The following is a 22,404-nucleotide window of genomic DNA, read 5'->3' as shown; positions in this document are numbered from 1 at the left end:
CGTCGTCTTCACGGGCGCGCATGCCATCCTCTAGCAATGAAAACAGAGCCTGTTGCGATGCAGACAGAGCCGACCGAGCCCGTCGGATATCACGCGAGCGTGACGGTGCGCTGGTCCGACATGGACGCCTTCGCGCACATCAACCACGCACGGATGGTCACCTTGCTCGAAGAAGCGCGGATCGAATGGCTGCTCAGCGAGGGCGAGGCCAACGAGTCTCTGATCAAGAGTGCGTTGATCGCCAATGTGACCATCGCGTACAAGAAGCCGCTCCGGCATTCGGACGGTCCACTCGACGTGACACTCTGGTTCGAGAAGGTGCGCGCTGTCGATTTCACCATCGGGTACGAGGTCCGCGCCGCGGGCGCGGCACCCGATTCGCCGCCCGCCGTGGTGGCGACGACCCGGATGGCGATGGTCGACGTCGGTGCCGAGACCCTGCGCCGTATTGCGCCCGAGGAGAAGGCCTATCTCGCGCGCTGGACTCGCTGAAACTCGGTCGCCCGGTCGACGAACCACGCCAACGCAGCCGGATCGTCGACGGCACTCGTATCGAGAGTGCCTGCGGCAGTGGCACCTTGGAAGAGTCGTTTGAGAGGTACCTCGAGCTTCTTCCCGGTTCGAGTGTGGGGTATCGCGGGCGTGGCGATGACGTCGTCGGGAACGTGTCGCGGCGACGCCTGCGTTCTGATGACGGATTCGATGCGTTGACGCAACTCGTCGGTCGCGCCGCCCGGGACCACCACGAACAGGGGCATCCAGTATCCGCCGTCGGGTAGCTCGATGCCGAGAACGAGCGCCTCGGTGACCTCGTCCAGCGATTCGACGGCCTGGTAGATGTCGGCGCTCCCCATGCGAATTCCGTTGCGATTGAGCGTCGAATCGGATCGCCCGTGTACGAGCACACTGCCGCGCTCGGTCATGGTGATCCAGTCGCCGTGCCGCCAGATTCCCGGATAGGTGTCGAAGTAAGCGTCCCGGTAACGAGATCCGTCCTCGTCGTTCCAGAAATACAGCGGCATCGACGGCATCGGCTCGGTCACGACCAGCTCACCGACGGTGCCACGGACTGCGTCGCCGTCCTCGTCGTAGGCGTCGAGCGCGACGCCGAGGAACGGCACCGACAGCTCCCCCGCCCAGACCGGCGCGGTCCGCACTCCCCCGGCGAATGCCGACACCACGTCGGTGCCGCCGGAGATGGAGAAGACCGGCACGCGGGCTCCGATGTTCTCCGACAACCAGATCGACGACGTCGCAGGCATCGCGGATCCGGTGATGCCGACGGCCCGCAGCGCCGAGAGATCGTGGTCGGAGCCCGGATGCGCGTCGGCCTTGATGCACGCGAGCACGTACCCGGGGCTGGTGCCGAGGTAGGTCACACCCAGCCGACCGGCGATGTCCCACAATGCATCCGGCGTGGGAAATGCCGGATTGCCGTCGGCGCACACGATCGTGGACCCGGCCAGTAGACCGGCGACCTGGAAGTTCCACATCATCCAGCTGGGGCTGGTGTACCAGAAGAACACGTCTTCGGGCCTCAGATCGGAGTGCAGAACAACGGATTTGAGATGCTCGAGCACCACACCTCCGTGACCGTGCACGATTCCCTTGGGTAGACCCGTGGTGCCCGAGGAGAACACGACCCACAGCGGGTGATCGAAAGGCACCGCGACCGAGTCCAATTCACGACTCTGCGCTGTTGCGGCAGACCAACTCACTGCGCTTCCCGACGCCTCCCCGACCGTCACTACGACCCGCAGCGTCGGCAGCCCCGACGTGAGCGCGTCGACATCGGCGGCCTTGTCTCTGAACGTCCCTCCGTACACGTACCCGTCGGCAGTGATCAGTGCCGTGGGTTCGAGCTGGCCCAGACGGTCGAGTGCTGCCGAGGCCGAGTAGTCCTGCCCGCACGCGGACCACACCGCACCCAGGCTCGCGGTCGCCAGGAATGCGATCACCGCCTCGGGAACGTTGGGCAGGTATCCGACGACGCGGTCGCCGCGTCGGACTCCCGCCCCTGCCAGCGAGCCCGCCAGCGCCCCCGCCTGATCGATCATCTCCTCCCACGTCACGGTCCGCGTCGAACCGTCTTCACGGGCGTGGACGATCGCGGCGCGACCGGGTCGAGCGTGCCGAATCACCTGGTCCACGTAGTTCAGTTCCGTACCCGGAAACCACTGTGCGCCCGGCATACTGCGATCACCGAGCACGACGGTCGGCTCCGTGGCCGCGTGGATCTCGAAGAAATCCCACACCGCTCGCCAGAACAGTTCCAGTTCGGTTGTCGACCAGCGCCACAGAGCCGGGTAGTCCGGTAGCAGCACATCGTGGCGTTGCTCGACGAAACGCGCGAACTCGGTCACCCGAGCCTCGGCGAGATCGGAATCCGTCGGCGTCCACAGCGCACTGATCATGGAAGCGAGTATGTCAGCCGAACGGCAGCTGTTCGATCAGGCCGAGCGATCGCTCGCGCATCTCCACCTTGCGTACCTTGCCGGTGACCGTCATCGGGAACTCGTCGACGACATGCACGTAACGCGGGATCTTGTAGTGCGCCAGCCGTCCTTCACAGAAAGACCGCACTGCGGCCGAATCGAGCGGCGCGACATCGTCTTTCATCCTGATCCACACCATGAGCTCCTCGCCGTACTTCGGGTCGGGCACACCGATCACCTGCGCGTCGAGGATATCGGGATGGGTGTACAGAAACTCCTCGACTTCGCGGGGATAGATGTTCTCGCCGCCGCGAATCACCATGTCCTTGATCCGCCCGGTGATCGCCACGTAGCCGTCTCCGTCCATCACCCCGATGTCGCCGGTGTGCATCCACCCCTCGTCGTCGATGGCCTCGGCGGTCTTCTCCGGCTGCTCCCAGTAGCCGAGCATCACCGAATAGCCGCGGGTGCACAGCTCGCCTGCCTCGCCTCGTGGCAGCGTTCCGCCGAGGACAGGGTCGACGATCTTGACCTCGAGATGCGGACCGACGCGTCCGACGGTCGACACCCGCTGCTCAACGGAGTCCTCGCTCCGAGTCTGCAGCGACACCGGAGACGTCTCGGTCATGCCGTAGCAGATCGACACCTCGGCCATCCCCATCCGCTCGATCACCTGCTTCATCACCTCGGTGGGACACGGCGATCCGGCCATGATGCCGGTACGCAGGCTGCCGAGGTCGAAGTCCTCGAAGTTCTCCAACGCCAGTTCGGCGATGAACATCGTCGGGACTCCGTAGAGCGACGTGCACTTCTCCACGGCGACGGCGGTCAACGTCGTCACCGGATCGAACGAGGGACCGGGAATCACCATCGCTGCGCCGTGCGACGTGCACGCGAGATTGCCCATCACCATGCCGAAGCAGTGGTAGAACGGCACCGGAATGCACACGCGGTCCTCTGCGGTGTAATGGCACAGTTCGCCGACGAAGAAACCGTTGTTGAGGATATTGCGATGACTGAGCGTCGCACCCTTGGGGAAACCCGTTGTCCCCGAGGTGTACTGGATGTTGATGGCATCGTCGCCGCGGAGCCGCTCGGACACATCGGTGATCATGCGCGGAGTCTTCGCCAACGCTCGATGCCCGCGATCGGTCATCGCCTCCCACTGGATGCTCCCGATGAACAGCACCTCACGCAGGGACTCCACCTCGGGGCGCACGTCGTCGATCATCGCCGCGTAGTTCGATCCCTTGAACTCTGTGGCCGACAACAACACCGACACCCCGGCCTGCTTCAGCACGAACTGCAGCTCGTGCGAGCGATACGCGGGATTGATGTTGACCAACACGACACCGATCTTGGCCGTCGCATACTGCGCCAGAACCCATTCCGGGCAGTTCGGAGCCCACATTCCGACGCGGTCCCCCACCTCGACTCCGGCCACGAGCAAGCCGGCCGCCAACAGATCGACGTCGGCGACGAACTCCGAGTAGGTCCACCGCCGCCCGGACCCAACATCGATCAACGCATCACGATCCGAGTATCGCGCCGCAGTGCGATCCAGATTCGCGCCGATCGTGTCGTCCAGCACGGCTGTGTCCGACGCACCGGAAGAGTAACTGTCCATGAACCCCACGGTAGTGAGCCCGGTCACGTACAGCCACCCCCGAATAGGGGGGACGTCACTCCAGTGTGAGGGCCTCGGCTGCCTCGAGCACATCGGCTCGCGAGGTGTCCTTCAACGCCACACCCGACCGCCCGAGCTTCCTCGCCCCGGCCAACAGACCGGCCACGATTCGTGCCGACTGCGCATACCCCTGCCCTTCCGGCGGATGGATGTTGGAGATGCAATTGCGATCGGCGTCGGTACACCCGGGTTTGGGCAGATGCGTCAGATAGATACCGAGACTGTCGGCGACCGACAACCCCGGACGCTCCCCGATCAGCACCAACACCGTCCGCACACCCATCGCCGCGGCGATGTGATCACCCAGCGCCACCCGCGCCTCGGTCGCGATCACCGGAGCAGCGATCGAATAACGATCGGAGAGCTCTGCTTTCAGCGCCTCGAGCATCGCCACACCGTGATCGGCAAGCGCACGCGGAGACAACCCGTCGCCCAACACTATGCCGATCTCGTCCTCGGAATGCGGCACCGTAGACAGATCTTTCGGCTGCCGACCCAGATCGGGCCGTCGCAGATACTCCGCACGACTCGTGGCCAACGACGTCACCACCGACGGTGCACCGAGACCGACCTGCTCGACCCGGCCCACGAACTCCTCGACCTCGAGCGGCATGTGCACCGCATCCCGAGCCGCAGCATGCGCCGAGCGAAACTCGAGCACCCGCGTGGTCGGCAACGAATCACCGATGCGCCCCAGGCCGATTCGAGCCTGCGTCATCGCTCGCAACTCGCCCCAGAACTCATGCTCCGGTTGCTTCACAGGTTCGTTCATCGCGCACTCATCAACGCTCGCAGCGGCGATCCCGCGGCGTCGACGTCGAGGACTCTGCCGTCGGCGTCCACCATTCCCAGTCGGGAGAGCCACGACTCGAATTCCGGTGCGGGTCGCAGACCGAGAACCTGCCGAACGTAGAGCACGTCGTGAAAGCTCAACGACTGGTATCCGAGCATGACGTCGTCGGCACCCGGCACCGCGATGACGAACGCGACGCCGGCGGTGCCGAGGAGCGTCAGCAGGGTGTCCATGTCGTCCTGGTCGGCCTCGGCATGGTTGGTGTAGCAGACGTCCACTCCCATCGGCAGTCCCAGCAGCTTGCCGCAGAAGTGATCCTCCAGGCCGGCCCTGATGATCTGCTTGCCGTCGTACAGGTACTCGGGCCCGATGAATCCGACGACCGTGTTGATCAGCAGCGGCTCGAGATCGCGGGCCACCGCGTAGGCACGCGTTTCGAGGGTCTGCTGATCGACGGGGCGGTCGCCTGTACCGATGTGCGCACCCGCCGACAATGCCGAGCCCTGACCGGTTTCGAGATACATGACGTTGTTCCCGACGGTTCCGCGGCGCAGCGATCGGCCGGCCTCGTTGGCTTGCCGAAGCAGCGGAATGTTCACTCCGAAGCTCGAATTGGCCCCCTCGGTGCCCGCGATGGATTGGAACACCAGATCGACCGGAACGCCCTTGTCGATCAGTTCCATCGTCGTCGTCACGTGCGAGAGCACGCACGATTGAGTGGGAATCTCGAAGCGCTGCCGAATCTCGTCGAGCAGATGCAGCAGGTCGGCCGTCGCCTGAGGCGAGTCGGTCGCCGGGTTGATCCCGATGACCGCATCGCCTGATCCGAGCAGCAACCCGTCGAGCGTGGCCGCGGCGATTCCACGGGGATCGTCCGTCGGGTGATTGGGCTGGAGCCGAGTGGTGAGTGTTCCGGGAAGTCCCACTGTCGTTCGGAACGCCGACGTCACCTGCACTGCTCGCGACACTGCGATCAGATCCTGGTTACGCATGATCTTGCTGACCGCTGCCACCATCTCCGGAGTCAGCCCGGCTGCCACCGACCGCAACGTCGCCGCCGCGTCCGGCCTCGCGGTGACCTGGAGCAGCCAGTCCCGCAGGCCTCCGACGGTCAGGTGCGACACCGCTCCGAAGGCGATGCGGTCGTGTGAATCGATGATGAGACGGGTGACCTCGTCGCTCTCGTACGGAACGAGCAGATCGTGCAGGAAGACATCGAGCGAGACCTCCGACAGCGCCCACTGCGCTGCCGCGCGCTCGGCATCCGATTCGGCTGCGCAGCCGGCCAATTCGTCACCCGATCGAAGCGGTGTCGCCTTGGCCATCAAGTCCACCAGACCGTCGAAGGTGTAGGTGGTGCCCGAGACCTGCTGGGTGTAGATCGTCATTCCAGCTCGGCCTCGGCCTCGGCCAGTGCGGCGAACTCCTCGTCCGGCGAGTTCGCGACCAGATGATGCCTGCTGTAGATGCCGAAGTAGGCCATGAACGCGACGAACACGGCCAGGCACCACAGTGCCGCTGTGGAATCGACGACGAACGTGGCAACGACGGCGAGCGCCGCGATGATCAACGCGAATCCGGTGGTCACGACGCCGCCGGGGGTTCGGTACGGGCGTTCCATGTTCGGCTCGTTGCGACGGAGCACGATGTGGCTGACCATCATCAGAACGTAGCTCAGTGCCGCGCCGAACACGGCCATGTTGAGCAACATTCCGCCCTGACCGGTCAGTGAGAGCAGGAAGCCGATGACGCCTGGGACGATCAGTGCGAGCGTCGGGGCCTTGCGAGAGTTGGTGATGGACAGTGTCTTCGGCAGGTATCCGGCACGTGAGAGAGCGAAGAGCTGGCGCGAGTACGCGTACATGATCGAGAAGAAGGACGCGACCAGTCCGGCCAGTCCTATGTAGTTGACGATCTTGCTCGCAGTTCCGTCACCGAGGGCTTCGACCAACGGGTTTCCCGATTCCTTGACGGCGTCGGCACCGCCTGCGCCGGTCACCAGGAACAGCACGACGGCACCGGTGACGAGCAGCACGCCCATGGCGGCGATGATGCCGCGCGGGACGTTCTTGGTCGGATCCTTGGCCTCTTCTGCGGCCAGTGGAACCCCTTCGATCGCGAGGAAGAACCAGATGGCGAACGGGACGGCAGCCCAGATGCCGAGGTAGCCGAACGGCAGGAATCCCGAAGCTCCGGCTGCGTCGGTGGGTGCGATGTCGGTCAGGTTGCTCGCGTCGAATTGTCCGATGGCGGCGATGGCGAACACGACGAGTCCGACCAAGGCGATCGCGGTGATGACGAACATGATCTTGAGGGCTTCGCCTGCGCCGGAGAGATGGATTCCGATGAACACCGCATAGACCACCAGGTAGACCCACCACCCGTCGGTGATGCCGAACAGCCCGAGGGATTCGACGTAGGCACCGATGAACGTCGCGATGGCGGCGGGAGCGATGGCGTACTCGATGAGAATCGCTGTGCCGGTGGCGAATCCGCCCCACGGTCCGAGAGCGCGGCGGGCGAAGGTGTAACCACCGCCGGCAGCGGGCAGCGCCGACGACATCTCGGCCATACCGAGGACCATGGCCAGGTACATGCCCGCGATGATGATCGCCGCGATGAGCAGGCCCCCGAAGCCACCCTCGGCGAGACCGAGATTCCATCCGGAGTAATCACCGGAGATGACGTAACTGACACCGAGACCCGCCAGCAGGACCCAGCCCGCCGTCCCCTTCTTCAAAGTTCGCTTGGCCAGGTAGTCACCGCCCTCGACGTGCGACCGAGTGCTCTCGTGGGAGCCTGCTTTGGGATGAGACGACTGGGGGTCTACTACGGACATTGCAAGCCTCTCGTAACCATTTCGCTCGGAGCGGGGTCACGCCCGAGGGGACGATTCACAACACGTGTGGCGCGCGAATCGGTTCAAGATAGGCCCGTGATGTAAGCGGCGCGTCATCGATGAATGACGGGCGAATTACGACTGGTACCCGACGGCGTTGACGTCGCCGATGTCTCCCTCGTCCGGTTCGGCGACTGTCAGTACTGCGTCCACCACAGCTCTGTTGGTTTCCAACTCACGCTCCAGCCGCCGGAGCGTGTGCGCGATGCGTGATTCTGCGAAATCACCGACGAGATCGACACTCGCCACCACGTAGAGCTGTTTGGGACCGACGAACTCGATGCGAACGAACCTGACCGACGCCACGTCGGGAAGTTCTTCGATCCGCTGCACCACCGCGTTCCATAATGCTCTCGATCCCGGTTCGCCGGTGAGGAATCGGCGGTTTCGATCGATCAGGACGAAGGCGACGATTCCGAGCAGCACACCCACCAGAATGGAGCCGATGGCGTCGAACGCCGCCGATCCGGTGAGCTGATGCAATCCGATTCCGGTGCCGGCGATGACGATGCCGATCAGTGCGGCACTGTCCTCCGCGAACACTGCGCGCAACGTCGGATCCGAGGTCTCGAGCGCGTAGTCGAGAAAGTCTCTGTCGTACTCGGCGGCCTCGCCGCGAATCTGTCGAACCGATTGCAGGAACGACACTCCCTCCAGCAGAAAGGCGACGGCGAGCACAACGTAGGCGACGAGGTAGTTCTCACTGCTCGATTCACCGTCGAGCAGTGAGGTGATGCCGTGCCACACCGACACTGCCGCACCGGCGACGAAGAGTCCGACCGCTGCGAGGGTCGACCAGAAATAGGTCTCCCGCCCGTACCCGAGAGGCCGTCGATCATCGGGCCCGCGCGATCCCCGGCGATTGGCGACGAGCAGGAAAATCTCGTTTCCGGTATCCGCCCACGAGTGCGCAGCTTCGGCGACCATGGACGCCGATCCGGTGAACACGGCCGCGAACGTCTTCGCGATCGCGACGCCGAGATTGGCGACGAAAGCGATGATCACGGTGCGAAGGCTCTCGCTGCCCTCGGCCGCGTCGGACTTCGGTGCGCTCTTCATCTTTCGCACTGTATGCGCTCCGCGCAGTGGTGCGGTCAGGTGCCTCCAAGGGCACTCAACCGCACCACTGCCGCAGGCAGTCAGCCCTGAAGCATCCCTGGGACGGGACACGCGTCGACGGCCTCGGCGACCACCAAGGGGTCTGCGGTAACCTCCGGTCGTCTACCTTCTTCCCAGTCGACACCGACCAGTGGTGGATGCTCCGCGAGGATGTCGTTCTCCTCGGCGGTGTACGCGCGTCCGCGGCTCAGGAAGCGCACTCCCTCGGGCGATTCCAGCGAGAATCCACCGCCGCGGCCGGGAACCACGTCGAGCACGAGTTGCGTGTGCTTCCATGCCTGGAACTGAGATCCCGAAATCCACACCGGCACACCGTCGCTCCCGCTCGGAAGGTCCCGTGGAACCTCGCCGACCCCGAGCCGAAGGTCGATGTACCCCAGGAGAACATCCCGGTCGCCGACGATGAATTCGCCTGCGGGATAACACATCGGCGACGACCCGTCACAGCATCCCCCGGACTGATGCATCATCAGTTCCCCGTGAATACCGCCGAGGCGACGGAGCAGGTCCATCGCCTCGACGGTGGTCTTCAGCCGCGCGGGCTGCGCAGCGTCGTTCATCAGAAGAAGCCCTGGGCCTTCTGGGCGTAGCTGACGAGCAGGTTCTTGGTCTGCTGGTAGTGATCGAGCATCATCTTGTGGTTCTCGCGGCCGATACCGGACTGCTTGTAGCCACCGAACGCGGCGTGCGCGGGGTACTGGTGGTACGTATTGGTCCACACCCGACCGGCCTGAATATCGCGGCCGGCACGGTAGGCGATGCCGCCGTCGCGAGACCAGACGCCTGCGCCGAGACCGTACAAGGTGTCGTTGGCGATCTCGATGGCGTTGTCGTAGTCGGTGAACGACGTGACCGAGACGACCGGCCCGAAGATCTCTTCCTGGAAGATGCGCATGTTGTTCTTGCCGGTGAAGATGGTGGGCTGCATGTAGTAGCCGCCGTTGAGGTCGCCGCCGAGCTGCGCGCGCTCGCCACCGGTGACGACCTGTGCGCCTTCGCCCTTGCCGATCTCGATGTACGAGAGGATTTTCTCGAGCTGATCGTTCGACGCCTGCGCGCCGATCATGGTGTCGGTGTCGAGCGGATCTCCCTGTCGCACAGCCTTGGTACGGATGGCAGCGAGGGCGAGGAACTCGTCGAAGATGTCCGCCTGAATCAGCGAGCGCGACGGGCAGGTGCACACTTCACCCTGGTTGAGGGCGAACATCGTGAAGCCCTCCAGAGCCTTGTCCTGGTAGTCGTCGTTGGCCTGAAGCACGTCGGAGAAGAAGACGTTGGGGCTCTTGCCGCCGAGTTCCAGCGTCACCGGAATCAGGTTCTGCGAGGCGTACTGCATGATCAGGCGGCCGGTGGTGGTCTCGCCGGTGAACGCGATCTTGGAAATACGCGGGCTCGATGCCAGCGGCTTGCCTGCCTCGACACCGAATCCGTTGACGATGTTCAGCACACCGGCGGGCAGCAGGTCACCGATGATCGAGATCAGGTGCAGGATCGATGCGGGAGTCTGCTCGGCGGGCTTGAGCACCACGGCATTACCGGCCGCGAGCGCGGGTGCGAGCTTCCAGACGGCCATGAGGATCGGGAAGTTCCACGGGATGATCTGCCCGACGACTCCGAGCGGCTCGTGGAAGTGGTAGGCCACTGTGTCGCTGTCGATTTCGGACAGCGAGCCCTCCTGCGCGCGAATGCAGCCGGCGAAGTACCGGAAGTGATCGATGGCCAGCGGGATGTCTGCGTTGAGGGTTTCGCGGATCGGCTTGCCGTTGTCCCAGGACTCCGCCAGTGCGATGGATTCGAGGTTGTCGGCGATACGGTCGGCGATCTTGTTCAGGATCACGGCGCGCTCGGCAGCGGAGGTCTTGCCCCAGGCTGGGGCTGCGGCGTGTGCGGCGTCGAGCGCAAGCTCGATGTCCTCGGACGTGGAGCGGGCGACCTCGCAGAAGTTCTCACCGGTGACCGGAGTCGGGTTCTCGAAGTACTGACCCTTGACCGGCGGTACCCACTCGCCGCCGATCCAGTTGTCGTAGCGCGACTGGAACGACATGACGGAATCGGCGGTACCTGGACGGGCGTAGACGGACATTGAAAATCCTCCTGATCGACACGTGCTTCACAGTTGATGCGGTGTGTGATTCAGGACACTAGGGGTTGCAACGTTGCAACTACGTTGCCGATGGGACTGAATCCATGTTGCCGCTGCTGTCGGAGGTGCCGCCAGTGGCGATACGGTCAGATTCCGAACTCGCGGTCGAGTAGATCGATACGCGCACTGACCTGCCCGTAGAGCGCGGAATCACTGCTCAGGGTGGCCCGGTACGCCTCCCATGCGATCACGTCCGAGCGACCGTGAATGGACGATGTCCACTGCGCCAGCAGCACCGGATCTCCGAGTCGGAGCAGCGCGGCCTGCATCCGGGACCGCAGTTCCTCGCGGATCTCCTCGATGCCGGGCGCGGACGATCCGGGAAGCACCGGGCCCGAATAGATACGTAGAGCAGCGTCGACGTCGCCGCGGTCGAGGGCACGCCGAATGTCTCCGACGTCCGACGACAGCTCGCCGACCAGACGATAGGGCCGCGATGCCAGGCCTGCAGTACCGAAGGTCTTGCGCAGTCTCGACATCTCGGCGCGGATGGTGACGGAGTCGAGCTCCTGCTCGTCGAGCAGCACGGCGAGGTGGTCGGAGCTCAGGCCTTCGGGATGCTCACCGAGCAGAAGCAGGATTTCCGCGTGTCGCTGAGAGAGCGGTATCCGGCCGGATCCGCGCACCACTCCCGGCCGTCCCGATCCGAGAACCTCGAGCCGAGGAGCTGTGTCGCCCAACGATTTCGGCGAGTTCATCAGGTGCAGACGCAACTCGGATTCGGCCGCGGCGACGGTAGCACGCACCAGGGAGAGCACCTCGGGCACCGCCACCCGCGGGCCACCGGTGATGTCGATGGCTCCCAGAATGTGACCGCTGGTGGGGTGGTGCACCGGCGCGGCCGAGCAACTCCACTCGTGGACCGACCGAGAGAAGTGCTCGGACGCAAAGATCTGCACACTGTGGTCGACCGCGAGAGCAGTACCCGGGGCATTGGTGCCTTTGCTCTCCTCGCTCCAATCGACCCCCTCGGCGAAGTCCATCGCGAGCGCTCGGTCCTTGGCCGCGGAATCACCCTCGACCCACAGCAGCCGCCCCTCGGCATCGGAGATGGCGACGAGCAAACCGGTGTCCGACGCGTCCTCGACCAGCAGCTTGCGGATGACCGGACGGATGATGGCCATCGGATGACCGTTGCGGTAGCGCTCGAGATCCGGCCCGGTCAACGCAGGAGTGTCGTTGCCGCCGTCGGGATCGACGCCTTTGGTACGACTGCGCATCCACGAATCGAGCACGACGGACCGCACCGCCGAGCCCTGAGTACGAATATCGTCGACGAAAGATTGATGGGCACTGGACATCTGGCGCGCGAGCACAGCGATGTCCTCACCGGGGCGCACTGCGACCCAGGGGTTGCCACCACTGTCCGATCGGCTTGCCATTCGACGCTTCCTCCGTGACCTGTCCACATCGCTGTAACCCAGCTCACAGGCAAGGATACAGCCGTGGCCGACACGCGCGGCCATGGCCGGTCGCGCCGACCCGGGTGCCTACTTCTTCTTGACGGCCGAGGTGATGATGTCGTTGCTGGTGTCACCAGTCGACTTGGCCCGCTTGTCCGCGCGCTTGTCCTTGAGCGATTTGCCGGATTTTTTGGTCATCGTGTTGCGGGGCGATTTGTCCGACATGGCAGTAACCCATCTATCGGGGAACCTGAACGGTCCCCAGACCACGAACGCTACGCCTCGACGCGCCGACCGTGGTCTGTAACAGTCACCAGTCATTCCGCCGGCTCCACTCCCATCAACGAAGCGGCGCGTTCTGCGAACATGATCGCCGTCGCATGCGGGCCGCGGCTGGGCACGACCGGAAACGCCGAGGTGTCGACGACGAAGACACCGTCCACTCCGCGCACGCGGCAGTGTTCGTCGAGCACCGCCCCCGGATCGGACTCCGGTCCCATCCTGGCGCTACCGGACAGGTGCAGCGACGTGCCCAATGCCGCCAGAGGGTCGTCGATCGAGGGGACTTCGACACTGCAGGCCATCGACGGCGACGCAAGCAGATCTCGCGCCAGTTCGACGCCACCTCGCATCGCCCGCCGGTCGCCCTCCGATTCGAGATAGCGGTATCTCACGTCCGGGGCCTCGAACGGATCCGTGCTGCGCAGCGCGATGCTCCCTCGTGCCGTCGAGCGCATGAGGCCGACGCCGAACACGTGCGGCCCGCGTGGAAGACCGGAGATCAGTTGATCGAATCTCCTCGTGTACGGCCGGATCTCCACGTCGCCCGCATGCAGCACCGCTTCCAGAACAGGAGATACCGTCGAGAATTCCTTCATCGTGACGACGGGAACGGCGACCTCGGGATGGTCACTGAAACCGTAGCCGACTCCCGGACTGTCGGCGATCACCGAAATACCCAGCGCAGCAGAGCCTTCGGACGGTCCAATGCCGGATCGAAGCAGCAACGCGGGGGTGTGCACCGCGCCGGCCGAGACGACAACGGTGTCGGACTCGACGACAGTGCGTACCCCGTCGACGACGATCTCGACCCCGATCACCCTGTTTCCCTTGAACATCAACGACGCCACCGTTGTATTCCCCTGTACCCGTAGGTTCTTTCGACCGATGACCGGCAAAAGATAAGCCAGAGCAGCACTTACGCGGATCCCGTTGCGGATGTTCGACGGAACTACACCTACTCCCCCCACGGCCGCGTCGGGAGCGTTCATGTCCTCGTGGAATCGAAAGCCCGCGTTCGTAGCGGCCTGCACGAATGATGCCGTCAGAGGATGTCGGTCCTGCTCGGGGGTGCGCGAGACCGGCATCGGCCCGCGGGAACCGTGCCACCGCCCGATCGCTCCGGCATCGACATCGGTTTCGGAGCCGATGTAGAACGGCAGCACCTGATCGAAGGACCACACCGACTGCGGCCAGGCGTCGAAGTCACCCGGAGTGGCGCGGATGAAGTAGCCGCCGTTCACTGCCCCGGAGCCTCCCAGCACCCGGCCTCGCGCGATCGCCCGAGAGACACCCGGTGCGAGTTCGGCCGCATAGGTTCCCACCCATTCGCTGCCGGGGCCGATGGGAAGCGTCGACGCGTCGAGCAAAGCCGCCGGAACATCGGCTACGCCGGAGAACGCCGGTCCGGCTTCGAGCAACAGCACCGACCGATCGGGATTCTCGCTGAGCCGCGACGCGACGACGCAGCCGCAGGAGCCACCTCCGACGACGATGACGTCGGCGAACTCGATCGGGTTCACACCGTCAGACGGAGCCGACGGGGCTCGCACCACGTCAGCCGTCGAGCCGTGGCTTGAGGGCCTCGACGCTGCGGGCGGACAGTGCGCCGCGCCACAGCCCCGCTCCGTAGGCGACGTCGTCGGCTCGTTTGTAGAAGGCATAACGCACAGGATCGAGGCCGCCGAGCTCACGATGCTTGTACCAGTCCGAGAATGCCTCTGCCACAGCCAGTCCCAGCGCAATTTTACGAATCCGGCTCGACAGCAGCACGGCAAGCAGGGTGATCGGCCAATAGTGTCGGCACAGGGCCGATGCCAATTGCCACAACCCCGCCACGAAACCCTCGGCGGCGAGGATGGCCGCGATCCGCGTGGGCTGATCCAGACCGACGAACATCTTGCGCAGGCGAACGATCGTAACGCCGAGCGTGGCGGCGGCACCGACAAGTCCGATCCGCGTCAGACTGGCGGCGAGCAGACACGCGACCAACGTCCACGGAGACATCGCGATCGGCGGCACCATTCCGGGATGACGTGCCGACAGCGGTGTGGCACCGGTCCCGTAGAACAGCTTGCGGGCGAACCACTCGACGAAGGTGACGCGATGCTCGTGCGCGACGTGGGCGACGGGTTCGTAGCGGAGCCGCCACCCCGCTTCCTGCAATCGCCAGCACAGATCCACGTCCTCGGCCACGTGCATCGACTCGTCGAATCCGTCGCAGTCCATCGCCACCGACCGGCGCATCAACATCGCGGCGCTAGGTACGTACGAGACCGAGCTGCCCGCCCGTACTGCCGCTTCCTTGCGACCCAGGTCGAGCGACGAGCGAGCGTGTTCGTACCTGGCCAGCGCACTGCCCTCGGGCTCGAGTGCGACGATGCGGGGGGCCACCAGAGCGACCGCCGGATCCGAGAAGTGACCGAGCATCACCTCCAGCCACCCCTTGCGCGGGACGACGTCCGAATCCAAGAAAGCTACAAAATCTGTTGTGGCACATCGCAAGCCAGTATTCCGCGCCGCAGCCGGTCCGCGCGAGCGCTCGTGCCGCAGTACCGTCACGCTGCCCACGCTCCACGAGATGCGCGGTACTGCGACCGGGACGTCCGATCCGTCGTCGACGATGATGACGTGGAGACCGTGGAGTGCCGCGATCAAGCGCTCCAACCCCGCCTCGTTGTTCTTGAGCGGTACGACGACGGTGACATCACACGGCGACGGGATCGACATCGGGCGCGGATTCCCGACACCCGAGTCGAGCAATTTGCGAGCGACGAGAGCGGACTGCGAGTCGGTCACTTCGATGAATCCATCGCCGATCATCGCCGCGGCGGTCGGTGCGAGCTTGAGCATGCGGGTCGGTGAACCACCGATCAGGACGCGCCCTTCGGAGAATGTGCGTACGCGTGGATCGACTCGCACCCCGAAGCCATCAGGCAACCGACCTTCACCCATCAGGAGATCGTAAGCGGACAAGCCGCCGGAGTGTCGGCCACCCGGGAAATAGGACGGAACATACCTGCGCCCCGTTTCGCGGGACTCGTCGCCCGATACCCCAGCAGGCGTTTCACCGTATTCGGTCATGCGATCACACCGTGCTCGGAGGGACTCCATCTGCGCACCGCATCGTCGGCGCGGGAGCTGAGGGCCTCGAAGAGAGCCCTGCCCTCCTCCGAATCGGCCCCGGTGGGATCGCCGAGTACCCCATTGGCAGTGATCGGTGCCAATCCACCGTCGCGAAGTGCCGGGAGCAGGGCGGCGATCTCGGTCACATTTCCAACCTGCGCCTTCGTCATGTCCACCGCCTCGGGCGAAAGGTGCAGTAGCAACGACGTTTCGGTCCGCCCGGCGTGAGCATCTGCTCCGGGTATCGCGCACGGAAACCACACGACATCGCGTCCCTCGTACCGGAGCTGCAGCACTGCGGTCCGCACAGTGGGCCCGTTTCCGCCGTGCCCGTTGACGAACACCACCCGCTCGGCCCACCGGCAGGCGGAGCGTCCGTACTCCACCAGGAGCGTTTCGAGCGCAGCGGCACCGATCGAGACGGTGCCGGGAAAGCCTTCGTGCTCGCCACTGGCCCCGTACGCGATCGGAGGGGCCACGACAGCGTCCGGAATGGTTCGCGCCACGGCGTCGGCGATACGAGTGTCGGTGTCGAGAGGAAGGTGCGGTCCGTGCTGCTCGATCGAACCGACCGGCACGACGAGGGTCCTCGACCCGTCGACGTCAGGCCAGTACTGCGCACCGAGGGGGTCCGTGGACATGGATGCAGATGCTATCGGATGGAACGAAGCCGTCACGCCGCCGAAACACGCGGGCGCTAATCTTCGATCCGTGCCACCCCGCCGTCGGTCCATATTGCTCTCGCAATTGTCGATATCGGCACCCGGCGGACCACAGCCGTCGATTCTGCGCGAATTGCGTCGAGTAATTCTCGCCGGCGACGCTCCACCGAATACTCCTATTCCACTCAACGAAGTGGCGGAACTGTTCGGGGTGAGCCGAATACCGGTGCGCGAGTCGCTCAAGACGCTGATCGGCGAGGGATTGGTCGATCACCGGCCGAATCTGGGCTACACGGTCGCCCAATTGACAGCAGCCGAACTACGCGAAATGTACATCGTCCGAGAGGTTCTGGAGACGGCAGCGCTTCCGATCGCCGTCGAACTCGCCACCGATGCCGACCGCGAGCACATCATCGAGATCAATCGGCAACTCGAAGCGTCGCTGGCTCGGGACGACTCGCGTGAGTACCACCGCCTGTCGCGGGAATTCCACCTGGCCCTGACGAATCCGTCGAGGATGCATCGACTCTTGAACATGCTCGAATCAGCCTGGAACATAACTGAACCCGTGCAACCGATGGTGCATGTTGCCGAGACCGATCGATCGTCCCTGCACAGCGATCATGCAGAGATGCTCAGTGCATTCCTGGCCCGCGATTCCGAGGCTCTGCTCAACGCCGCGCAACATCATCACACGCGTCTCAATTCGGTCATCTCGACACTCTCGAACGAGCACGGATTGTTCGCCGATCCAGCCCCGGATGCATCGCAGTAAATCAGCTCGGAAAGATATATCGCTTTCGTCACGAGCGCGCAACACTGCGCCGCTAGCTTTTCCTCATTCACTCGTTCACCTCCTTCGTTCACCTCAATGCCATGCCGTCAGGAGCATCGATGACAGATACAGCGCACGGTCCCGCTCAAACGGGAGATCTCGTGGAAGCCGCGGGCCACCCCGTCGGTGGTGGACTGATCAAGGACAGTTACGACCCGCGGCTGACCAACGAGGACCTCGCTCCGCTGAGAAAGCAGACGTGGACGTCGTACAACCTGTTCGCCTTCTGGATGTCCGACGTGCATTCGGTCGGCGGTTACGTGACCGCGGGCAGCCTGTTCGCGCTCGGGTTGGCCAGTTGGCAGGTGCTGATCGCATTGCTCGTCGGCATCACGATCGTCTACTTCTTCTGCAACCTCGTCGCCAAGCCGAGCCAGGTGTCGGGGGTTCCCTATCCGGTCATCTGCCGCAGTGTCTTCGGAGTCCTCGGTGCCAATATTCCGGCCATCATCCGCGGATTGATCGCGGTGGCCTGGTACGGCATTCAGACATTCCTGGCATCGGCTGCTCTCGACATCGTGCTGATCAAGTTGTTCCCGTCGCTCGGTAAGTACGCCGTCACCGCCGACTACGGTTTCGCCGGGTTGTCGCTGCTGGGCTGGGCGAGCTTCCTGTTCCTCTGGGTCGTCCAGGCAGCGGTGTTCTGGCGCGGCATGGAGTCCATTCGTAAGTTCATCGATTTCTGCGGCCCGGCCGTCTACGTCGTGATGTTCATGCTGTGCGGCTACCTGATCTGGAAAGCAGGCTGGGGCGCAATCGATCTCAACCTCGGTGAGGTCGAGTACACCGGCATGAGCGCAGTTCCGGTGATGCTCGGTGCCATCGCACTCGTCGTCTCCTACTTCTCGGGCCCGATGCTCAACTTCGGCGACTTCTCCCGCTACGGCAAGTCCTACGCGGCGGTGAAGAAGGGCAACTTCCTCGGACTGCCCATCAACTTCCTGGTGTTCTCCATCCTCGTCGTCGTCACCGCGTCTCTGACGCTTCCGGTGTTCGGTGAACTGATCACCGATCCGGTCGAGACAGTCGCGCGGATCGACAGCACGTTCGCCATCGTCCTCGGCGCACTCACGTTCGCCATCGCAACCATCGGCATCAACATCGTCGCCAACTTCATCTCCCCTGCATTCGATTTCTCGAACGTCAGCCCCCAGCGCATCAGCTGGCGCGCAGGCGGCATGATCGCCGCCATCGGCTCGGTGCTGATCACGCCGTGGAACCTGTACAACAACCCCGACGTGATCCACCTGACGCTCGAGACCCTCGGCGCATTCATCGGACCCCTGTTCGGCATCCTGATCGCCGACTACTACCTCGTCCGCAAGCAGAAGGTCGTCGTCGACGAGCTGTTCTCGATGTCGCCCACCGGGCTGTACTGGTACTCCAAGGGTTACAACCCGGCGGCGGTGTACTCCACCATCGTCGGCGCGCTGGTCGCGATGTTCACCGTGCTCTTCAACGGGGCCATCGACGGTATGCAGATCGCCGGTATGTCGACGGCGTCGAAGTACAGCTGGTTCATCGGCTGCGGCATCGGATTCGTCATGTACTACTACCTGGCGACGCGAACCAAGCTGGCTGTCACCAACTTCGACGTTCCAGTGAAGGCATAGGATCTCTTTCGTGCTCATCAAGGTCATCAATCCGAACACCACCAGTTCGATGACTGCAACGATCGGCGATTGTGCCCGGGCCGTAGTCGGCCCGGGCACCGTCGTCGACGCGGTCAGCCCCTCGATGGGGCCGGTGTCGATCGAAAGTCATGTCGACGAAGCCCTCAGTGTCCCTGGCATTCTCACCGAGATCGCCAGCGGTGAGACCGCCGGCGTCGACGGCTATGTCATCGCCTGCTTCGGCGATCCAGGTATCGATGCCGCCCGAGAGATGGCAGCCGGACCGGTCGTCGGGATCGCAGAAGCAGCGATGCACGCGGCAAGCTTTCTCGGGCGCGGGTTCAGTGTCGTCACCACCCTCGGCCGCACCGTCGGCCGCGCTCAGGATTTGGCGAACCACTACGGCTTCGGCCGTCACTGCCTCGGCATTCATGCCTGCGATCTACCGGTGCTCGATCTCGAGACGGATCCCGATGCTCGCAAGATCGTCACCGAGGCCTGCCGTGTCGCAGTCGAGACGGACGGCAGCGATGCCGTCGTGCTCGGATGCGCAGGCATGGCCGATCTGTGCCAACACATTTCGTCGGAGATCGGGGTACCGGTGGTCGACGGTGTGGCCGCGGGAACCCTGTTCGTGCAGTCCCTGGTCTCGCTGGGACTCGGCACCGGAAAGCGTGGCGAATTCGCCGTCCCGCCGCCCAAGCGCTACACCGGAATGCTGGAGGGATTCAGCCGCGCGTGACCATTACCGCGAACGAGTGAGATGGGAAACGGTGTAGCCGATGGCTGCGCCCGCGACGAGCACGCCGACCAGCAGCGACACAACTTGCAGGGCAGTCGACATCGAGTCATCGAAGAAGGCAACGTAGATCACGGCGCAGGACGCGACGATCGCCACGACAGCGGACAGCGTCGGAGTGTTCTTCGGAGACTTGGCGGTCATCGTGCCAGTACAACACCACCCGATTCGTTCTGGCCAGAGTCTGCGGTGGACGACGGCAACCGAATCAGCCCCTCGGTTCTGTATCTCGGACTCCGATCGGCGTCGGGTATACCGAACCGGGGAGCTGATTCGCTCGGGTGAAGCCAGGCAGCACGATGACATCCGACGGTGACAGTTCGTGGACCGACGCGCGGCCGAGGCCGAGTACTGCGGAGTCGAGACCGCCGCGCAGGATGTCGAGCACGTTCTCGACCCCGGCTTGACCGTTCGCCGCCAAACCCCACAGATACGCCCGGCCGATCAGGACGGCCCGCGCACCGAGCGCCAGTGCTTTCGCGACATCACTTCCACGCCGGATACCACCGTCGAGGGTGATCTCGACCTGATCGCCCACCGCCTCGGTGATCGACGGCAACACGCGGATCGACGCCGGCGAACCGTCGAGATTGTTGCCGCCGTGATTGGACACCGAGATCGCCGTGACGCCCGCGTCCACGGCCCGCAACGCATCGTCGACCCGCGAAATCCCCTTGAGCATGAAAGGACCGCCCCACTGCTCGCGTAGCCAGGCGATGTCCTCCCACGTCGGCAACGGCGTGGACTTCCACTCGCGGTACGCCGCGAAGAACGTCGGCGCAGGCCCTCCAGGCGGAGCAAGATTCGGGGCAGTCAGATCAGGGAAAATGCCCGAGCGTGCCCACTGTGCGAGCCACCGCGGCCGGGCGAGTACCTCGGGTGCCAACCGCAACATCGCCCGCAGATCGAGCCGTTCGGGGATCACCGGGCTACCCCAGTCCCGGCCCTCGGAGAACGACCAGTCCATCGTCAGAATCAGTCCGACCGCGCCTGCATCACGTGCACGATGAAGCATGTGCCCCAACAACTCCCGCGAACCAGCCCAGTGCAGCTGAAAGAACGTCTGCGGGTTGGCGGCGACGACCTCTTCGACAGGTCTGCTCGCGAACAACGACACACCCATCGAAATCCCCCGCGCCGCCGCCGCCCTGGCGACGGCGACCTCACCGCCGGGATGCACCGCCTGCACACCCGTCGGCGAAATCATCACCGGAAACGACAACGGTTGCCCCATCAGCGTCGTCGACACATCGCGTTCGTCGAAAAGCCCGGCAACGTGCGGGGCGAACCCGAGTTCACCGAACGCGGCTGTGTTGTCCGCAGCGGTCAGACCACGTTCCGATCCCGCCACGAGCGCGGAGTACACCGACGCCGGAAGCCTCTTGCGGGCCCTACGCTGCGCTTCGGCAACGCTCTCGAACCACTCGGTCACACACCCAGCCTGCGATCGAACCCGGGCGCCATCACCACATCCGACGGCGACAGATCATGCACCGACGTATGCCCGAGCCCCAGGACAGCGGAATCGACTCCGCCGCGCAGAATGTCGAGCACGTTCTCCACACCGGCCTGACCGCCCGCCGACAGGCCCCACAGGTATGCCCGGCCGATCAACACCGCTCGCGCACCGAGAGCCAGTGCCTTCACCACGTCGCTGCCGCGGCGAATTCCGCCGTCGAGCGTGATCTCGATCTGATCGCCCACGGCCTCGGCGATCGCGGGCAGAGCCCTGATCGGTGCCGGAGTGCCGTCGAGATTGTTGCCTCCGTGATTGGAGACCGAGATCGCCGTGCAGCCGGCGTCGACTGCCCGTTTTGCGTCGTCGACGCGCATCACGCCCTTGAGCATGAACGGCCCGCCCCACTGCTCGCGCAGCCACTCCACGTCCTCCCACGTCGGCAACGGAGTACCCATCCACTCGCCGTACGCCCCGAAGAACGTCGGGGCCGGTCCGCCGGTCGGTGGCGTCAGGTTCGGTGTAGTCAGATCGGGGATTTTGCCGGTCTTGGCGAACTCCCACAACCACTTCGGACGGGTGATGCCCTCGGGTGCGAACTGGACCATTGCCTTGAGGTCCATCTTCTCCGGGATCGACGGGCTACCCCAATCGCGGCCGTTGGAGAACGACCAGTCGAGAGTCATGATCAGCCCGACGGCTCCCGCTGCGCGTGCCCGCTCCATCCGCTGCAGCAGAATCTCACGCGACCCCACCCAGTACATCTGGAAGAATGTCTGCGGATTCGCAGCGGCGACCTCTTCGACGGACTTGCTCGCGAACGAGGACAGTCCGATCGGAATACCACGCGCCGCAGCAGCTCTCGCGACAGCGACCTCACCGTCCGGGTGTACGGCCTGAACGCCCGTGGGGGAGATCATCACCGGGAACGACAGCGGCTGCCCCATCACCGTCGTCGACAGGTCACGCTTGTCCGACAGCCCGGCTACATGCGGGGCGAATCCGAGTTCACCGAACGCAGCCATGTTGTCGTCGATCGTCAAACCACGCTCCGAGCCGGCCACCAGCGCGGCGTACACGGACTTCGGTAGACGCTTCTTCGCACGCCGCTGCGCTTCGGCAACGGTCTCGAACCACGCACTCTTCGCCATAGCT

At 64.4% G+C, this 22,404-nt stretch carries 20 protein-coding genes; 4 read left to right on the top strand and 16 right to left on the bottom strand.

Annotated elements, in window-relative coordinates; all coding sequences use genetic code 11:
• Positions 1-57 precede the first annotated feature (57 nt).
• The gene (locus R4P57_RS01085) at positions 58-492 is read left to right on the top strand and encodes an acyl-CoA thioesterase (protein ID WP_045195989.1); all 435 of its coding nucleotides are present in this window, start codon (positions 58-60) and stop codon (positions 490-492) included.
• Here the strand turns inward: R4P57_RS01085 and R4P57_RS01080 are convergent.
• The 13 genes from R4P57_RS01080 to mftE all read right to left on the bottom strand — a co-directional run bounded on the left by R4P57_RS01080 (position 468) and on the right by mftE (position 16,525).
• Positions 468-2,414 carry an acetoacetate--CoA ligase gene (locus R4P57_RS01080; RefSeq protein WP_317801063.1) on the bottom strand — a complete coding sequence of 649 codons (1,947 nt, stop codon included), beginning with the start codon at positions 2,412-2,414 and terminating at the stop codon, positions 468-470. The two genes, R4P57_RS01085 and R4P57_RS01080, sit on opposite strands and share 25 nt — an antisense overlap.
• A 13-nt stretch (positions 2,415-2,427) precedes the next feature.
• Positions 2,428-4,062: an AMP-binding protein gene (locus R4P57_RS01075; RefSeq protein ID WP_317801062.1), complete on the bottom strand. Its 1,635-nt coding sequence runs from the start codon at positions 4,060-4,062 to the stop codon at positions 2,428-2,430.
• 55 nt (positions 4,063-4,117) lie between these two features.
• A complete protein-coding gene (eutC, locus tag R4P57_RS01070) occupies positions 4,118-4,894 on the bottom strand; it encodes an ethanolamine ammonia-lyase subunit EutC (RefSeq protein ID WP_317801061.1) in 777 nt (258 codons plus the stop codon).
• The gene (locus R4P57_RS01065) at positions 4,891-6,303 is read right to left on the bottom strand and encodes an ethanolamine ammonia-lyase subunit EutB (protein WP_317801060.1); all 1,413 of its coding nucleotides are present in this window, start codon (positions 6,301-6,303) and stop codon (positions 4,891-4,893) included. The genes eutC and R4P57_RS01065 overlap by 4 nt, the downstream gene beginning before the upstream one ends.
• Positions 6,300-7,754 (bottom strand): ethanolamine permease, encoded by a 1,455-nt coding sequence (gene eat / locus R4P57_RS01060; protein WP_317801059.1) that lies wholly within the window; start codon positions 7,752-7,754, stop codon positions 6,300-6,302. Before eat ends, R4P57_RS01065 begins: the two co-directional genes overlap by 4 nt.
• Positions 7,755-7,889: 135 nt before the next feature.
• Positions 7,890-8,873 carry a cation diffusion facilitator family transporter gene (locus tag R4P57_RS01055; protein WP_317801058.1) on the bottom strand — a complete coding sequence of 328 codons (984 nt, stop codon included), beginning with the start codon at positions 8,871-8,873 and terminating at the stop codon, positions 7,890-7,892.
• A gap of 80 nt (positions 8,874-8,953) precedes the next feature.
• Positions 8,954-9,493 carry a DUF779 domain-containing protein gene (locus R4P57_RS01050; protein ID WP_317801057.1) on the bottom strand — a complete coding sequence of 180 codons (540 nt, stop codon included), beginning with the start codon at positions 9,491-9,493 and terminating at the stop codon, positions 8,954-8,956.
• Positions 9,493-11,016 (bottom strand): aldehyde dehydrogenase family protein, encoded by a 1,524-nt coding sequence (locus R4P57_RS01045; RefSeq protein WP_121870459.1) that lies wholly within the window; start codon positions 11,014-11,016, stop codon positions 9,493-9,495. The genes R4P57_RS01050 and R4P57_RS01045 overlap by 1 nt, the downstream gene beginning before the upstream one ends.
• A 146-nt stretch (positions 11,017-11,162) precedes the next feature.
• Positions 11,163-12,458 carry a transcriptional regulator gene (locus R4P57_RS01040; RefSeq protein WP_317801055.1) on the bottom strand — a complete coding sequence of 432 codons (1,296 nt, stop codon included), beginning with the start codon at positions 12,456-12,458 and terminating at the stop codon, positions 11,163-11,165.
• A gap of 108 nt (positions 12,459-12,566) precedes the next feature.
• Complete coding sequence (locus R4P57_RS01035) at positions 12,567-12,704, bottom strand: hypothetical protein (RefSeq protein ID WP_317801054.1); 138 nt, start codon at positions 12,702-12,704, stop codon at positions 12,567-12,569.
• Between the two features lie 92 nt (positions 12,705-12,796).
• On the bottom strand, positions 12,797-14,281 hold the full coding sequence (gene mftG, locus R4P57_RS01030) for a mycofactocin system GMC family oxidoreductase MftG (RefSeq protein ID WP_317801052.1): 1,485 nt from the start codon (positions 14,279-14,281) through the stop codon (positions 12,797-12,799).
• 34 nt (positions 14,282-14,315) lie between these two features.
• Positions 14,316-15,713: a mycofactocin biosynthesis glycosyltransferase MftF gene (gene mftF, locus R4P57_RS01025; protein ID WP_317801655.1), complete on the bottom strand. Its 1,398-nt coding sequence runs from the start codon at positions 15,711-15,713 to the stop codon at positions 14,316-14,318.
• 125 nt (positions 15,714-15,838) lie between these two features.
• The gene (gene mftE, locus R4P57_RS01020) at positions 15,839-16,525 is read right to left on the bottom strand and encodes a mycofactocin biosynthesis peptidyl-dipeptidase MftE (RefSeq protein WP_317801051.1); all 687 of its coding nucleotides are present in this window, start codon (positions 16,523-16,525) and stop codon (positions 15,839-15,841) included.
• 70 nt (positions 16,526-16,595) lie between these two features.
• Between mftE and R4P57_RS01015 the strand changes: the two genes are divergently transcribed.
• From R4P57_RS01015 to R4P57_RS01005, 3 genes are all read left to right on the top strand, one after another.
• Positions 16,596-17,321, top strand: a complete 726-nt coding sequence (locus tag R4P57_RS01015; RefSeq protein ID WP_317801050.1) for a GntR family transcriptional regulator — start codon at positions 16,596-16,598, stop codon at positions 17,319-17,321.
• A gap of 119 nt (positions 17,322-17,440) precedes the next feature.
• Positions 17,441-18,994 carry an NCS1 family nucleobase:cation symporter-1 gene (locus tag R4P57_RS01010; RefSeq protein WP_317801049.1) on the top strand — a complete coding sequence of 518 codons (1,554 nt, stop codon included), beginning with the start codon at positions 17,441-17,443 and terminating at the stop codon, positions 18,992-18,994.
• Between the two features lie 10 nt (positions 18,995-19,004).
• Positions 19,005-19,736, top strand: a complete 732-nt coding sequence (locus tag R4P57_RS01005; RefSeq protein ID WP_317801048.1) for an aspartate/glutamate racemase family protein — start codon at positions 19,005-19,007, stop codon at positions 19,734-19,736.
• Between the two features lie 3 nt (positions 19,737-19,739).
• Here the strand turns inward: R4P57_RS01005 and R4P57_RS01000 are convergent, their stop codons facing one another.
• The 3 genes from R4P57_RS01000 to mftD (R4P57_RS00990) form a co-directional block, all read right to left on the bottom strand.
• Positions 19,740-19,937 (bottom strand): hypothetical protein, encoded by a 198-nt coding sequence (locus tag R4P57_RS01000; protein WP_317801046.1) that lies wholly within the window; start codon positions 19,935-19,937, stop codon positions 19,740-19,742.
• Between the two features lie 64 nt (positions 19,938-20,001).
• On the bottom strand, positions 20,002-21,225 hold the full coding sequence (mftD, locus tag R4P57_RS00995; RefSeq protein ID WP_317801045.1) for a pre-mycofactocin synthase MftD: 1,224 nt from the start codon (positions 21,223-21,225) through the stop codon (positions 20,002-20,004).
• On the bottom strand, positions 21,222-22,400 hold the full coding sequence (mftD, locus tag R4P57_RS00990; RefSeq protein ID WP_317801044.1) for a pre-mycofactocin synthase MftD: 1,179 nt from the start codon (positions 22,398-22,400) through the stop codon (positions 21,222-21,224). The genes mftD (R4P57_RS00995) and mftD (R4P57_RS00990) overlap by 4 nt, the downstream gene beginning before the upstream one ends.
• Positions 22,401-22,404 lie beyond the last annotated feature (4 nt).

The sequence above is a fragment of the Rhodococcus sp. IEGM 1330 genome, assembly GCF_033142445.1.
Taxonomy (GTDB): domain Bacteria; phylum Actinomycetota; class Actinomycetes; order Mycobacteriales; family Mycobacteriaceae; genus Rhodococcoides.
Note: the sequence above shows the minus strand (reverse complement) of the source record. Positions and strands in the feature narration are given on the sequence as shown.

Excerpts from the sequence above, each read along its gene's own strand:
- R4P57_RS01045 (WP_121870459.1), bottom strand. The coding sequence starts at position 11,016 with ATGTCCGTCTACGCCCGTCCAGGTACCGCCGATTCCGTCATGTCGTTC.
- R4P57_RS01055 (WP_317801058.1), bottom strand. The coding sequence starts at position 8,873 with ATGAAGAGCGCACCGAAGTCCGACGCGGCCGAGGGCAGCGAGAGCCTT.
- mftE (WP_317801051.1), bottom strand. The coding sequence starts at position 16,525 with ATGTCCACGGACCCCCTCGGTGCGCAGTACTGGCCTGACGTCGACGGG.
- mftD (WP_317801044.1), bottom strand. The coding sequence starts at position 22,400 with ATGGCGAAGAGTGCGTGGTTCGAGACCGTTGCCGAAGCGCAGCGGCGT.
- R4P57_RS01035 (WP_317801054.1), bottom strand. The coding sequence starts at position 12,704 with ATGTCGGACAAATCGCCCCGCAACACGATGACCAAAAAATCCGGCAAA.
- eat (WP_317801059.1), bottom strand. The coding sequence starts at position 7,754 with ATGTCCGTAGTAGACCCCCAGTCGTCTCATCCCAAAGCAGGCTCCCAC.
- R4P57_RS01050 (WP_317801057.1), bottom strand. The coding sequence starts at position 9,493 with ATGAACGACGCTGCGCAGCCCGCGCGGCTGAAGACCACCGTCGAGGCG.
- R4P57_RS01010 (WP_317801049.1), top strand. The coding sequence starts at position 17,441 with ATGACAGATACAGCGCACGGTCCCGCTCAAACGGGAGATCTCGTGGAA.
- R4P57_RS01075 (WP_317801062.1), bottom strand. The coding sequence starts at position 4,062 with ATGGACAGTTACTCTTCCGGTGCGTCGGACACAGCCGTGCTGGACGAC.
- R4P57_RS01065 (WP_317801060.1), bottom strand. The coding sequence starts at position 6,303 with ATGACGATCTACACCCAGCAGGTCTCGGGCACCACCTACACCTTCGAC.
- R4P57_RS01085 (WP_045195989.1), top strand. The coding sequence starts at position 58 with ATGCAGACAGAGCCGACCGAGCCCGTCGGATATCACGCGAGCGTGACG.
- eutC (WP_317801061.1), bottom strand. The coding sequence starts at position 4,894 with ATGAACGAACCTGTGAAGCAACCGGAGCATGAGTTCTGGGGCGAGTTG.
- R4P57_RS01080 (WP_317801063.1), bottom strand. The coding sequence starts at position 2,414 with ATGATCAGTGCGCTGTGGACGCCGACGGATTCCGATCTCGCCGAGGCT.
- R4P57_RS01040 (WP_317801055.1), bottom strand. The coding sequence starts at position 12,458 with ATGGCAAGCCGATCGGACAGTGGTGGCAACCCCTGGGTCGCAGTGCGC.
- R4P57_RS01000 (WP_317801046.1), bottom strand. The coding sequence starts at position 19,937 with ATGACCGCCAAGTCTCCGAAGAACACTCCGACGCTGTCCGCTGTCGTG.
- mftF (WP_317801655.1), bottom strand. The coding sequence starts at position 15,713 with ATGGGTGAAGGTCGGTTGCCTGATGGCTTCGGGGTGCGAGTCGATCCA.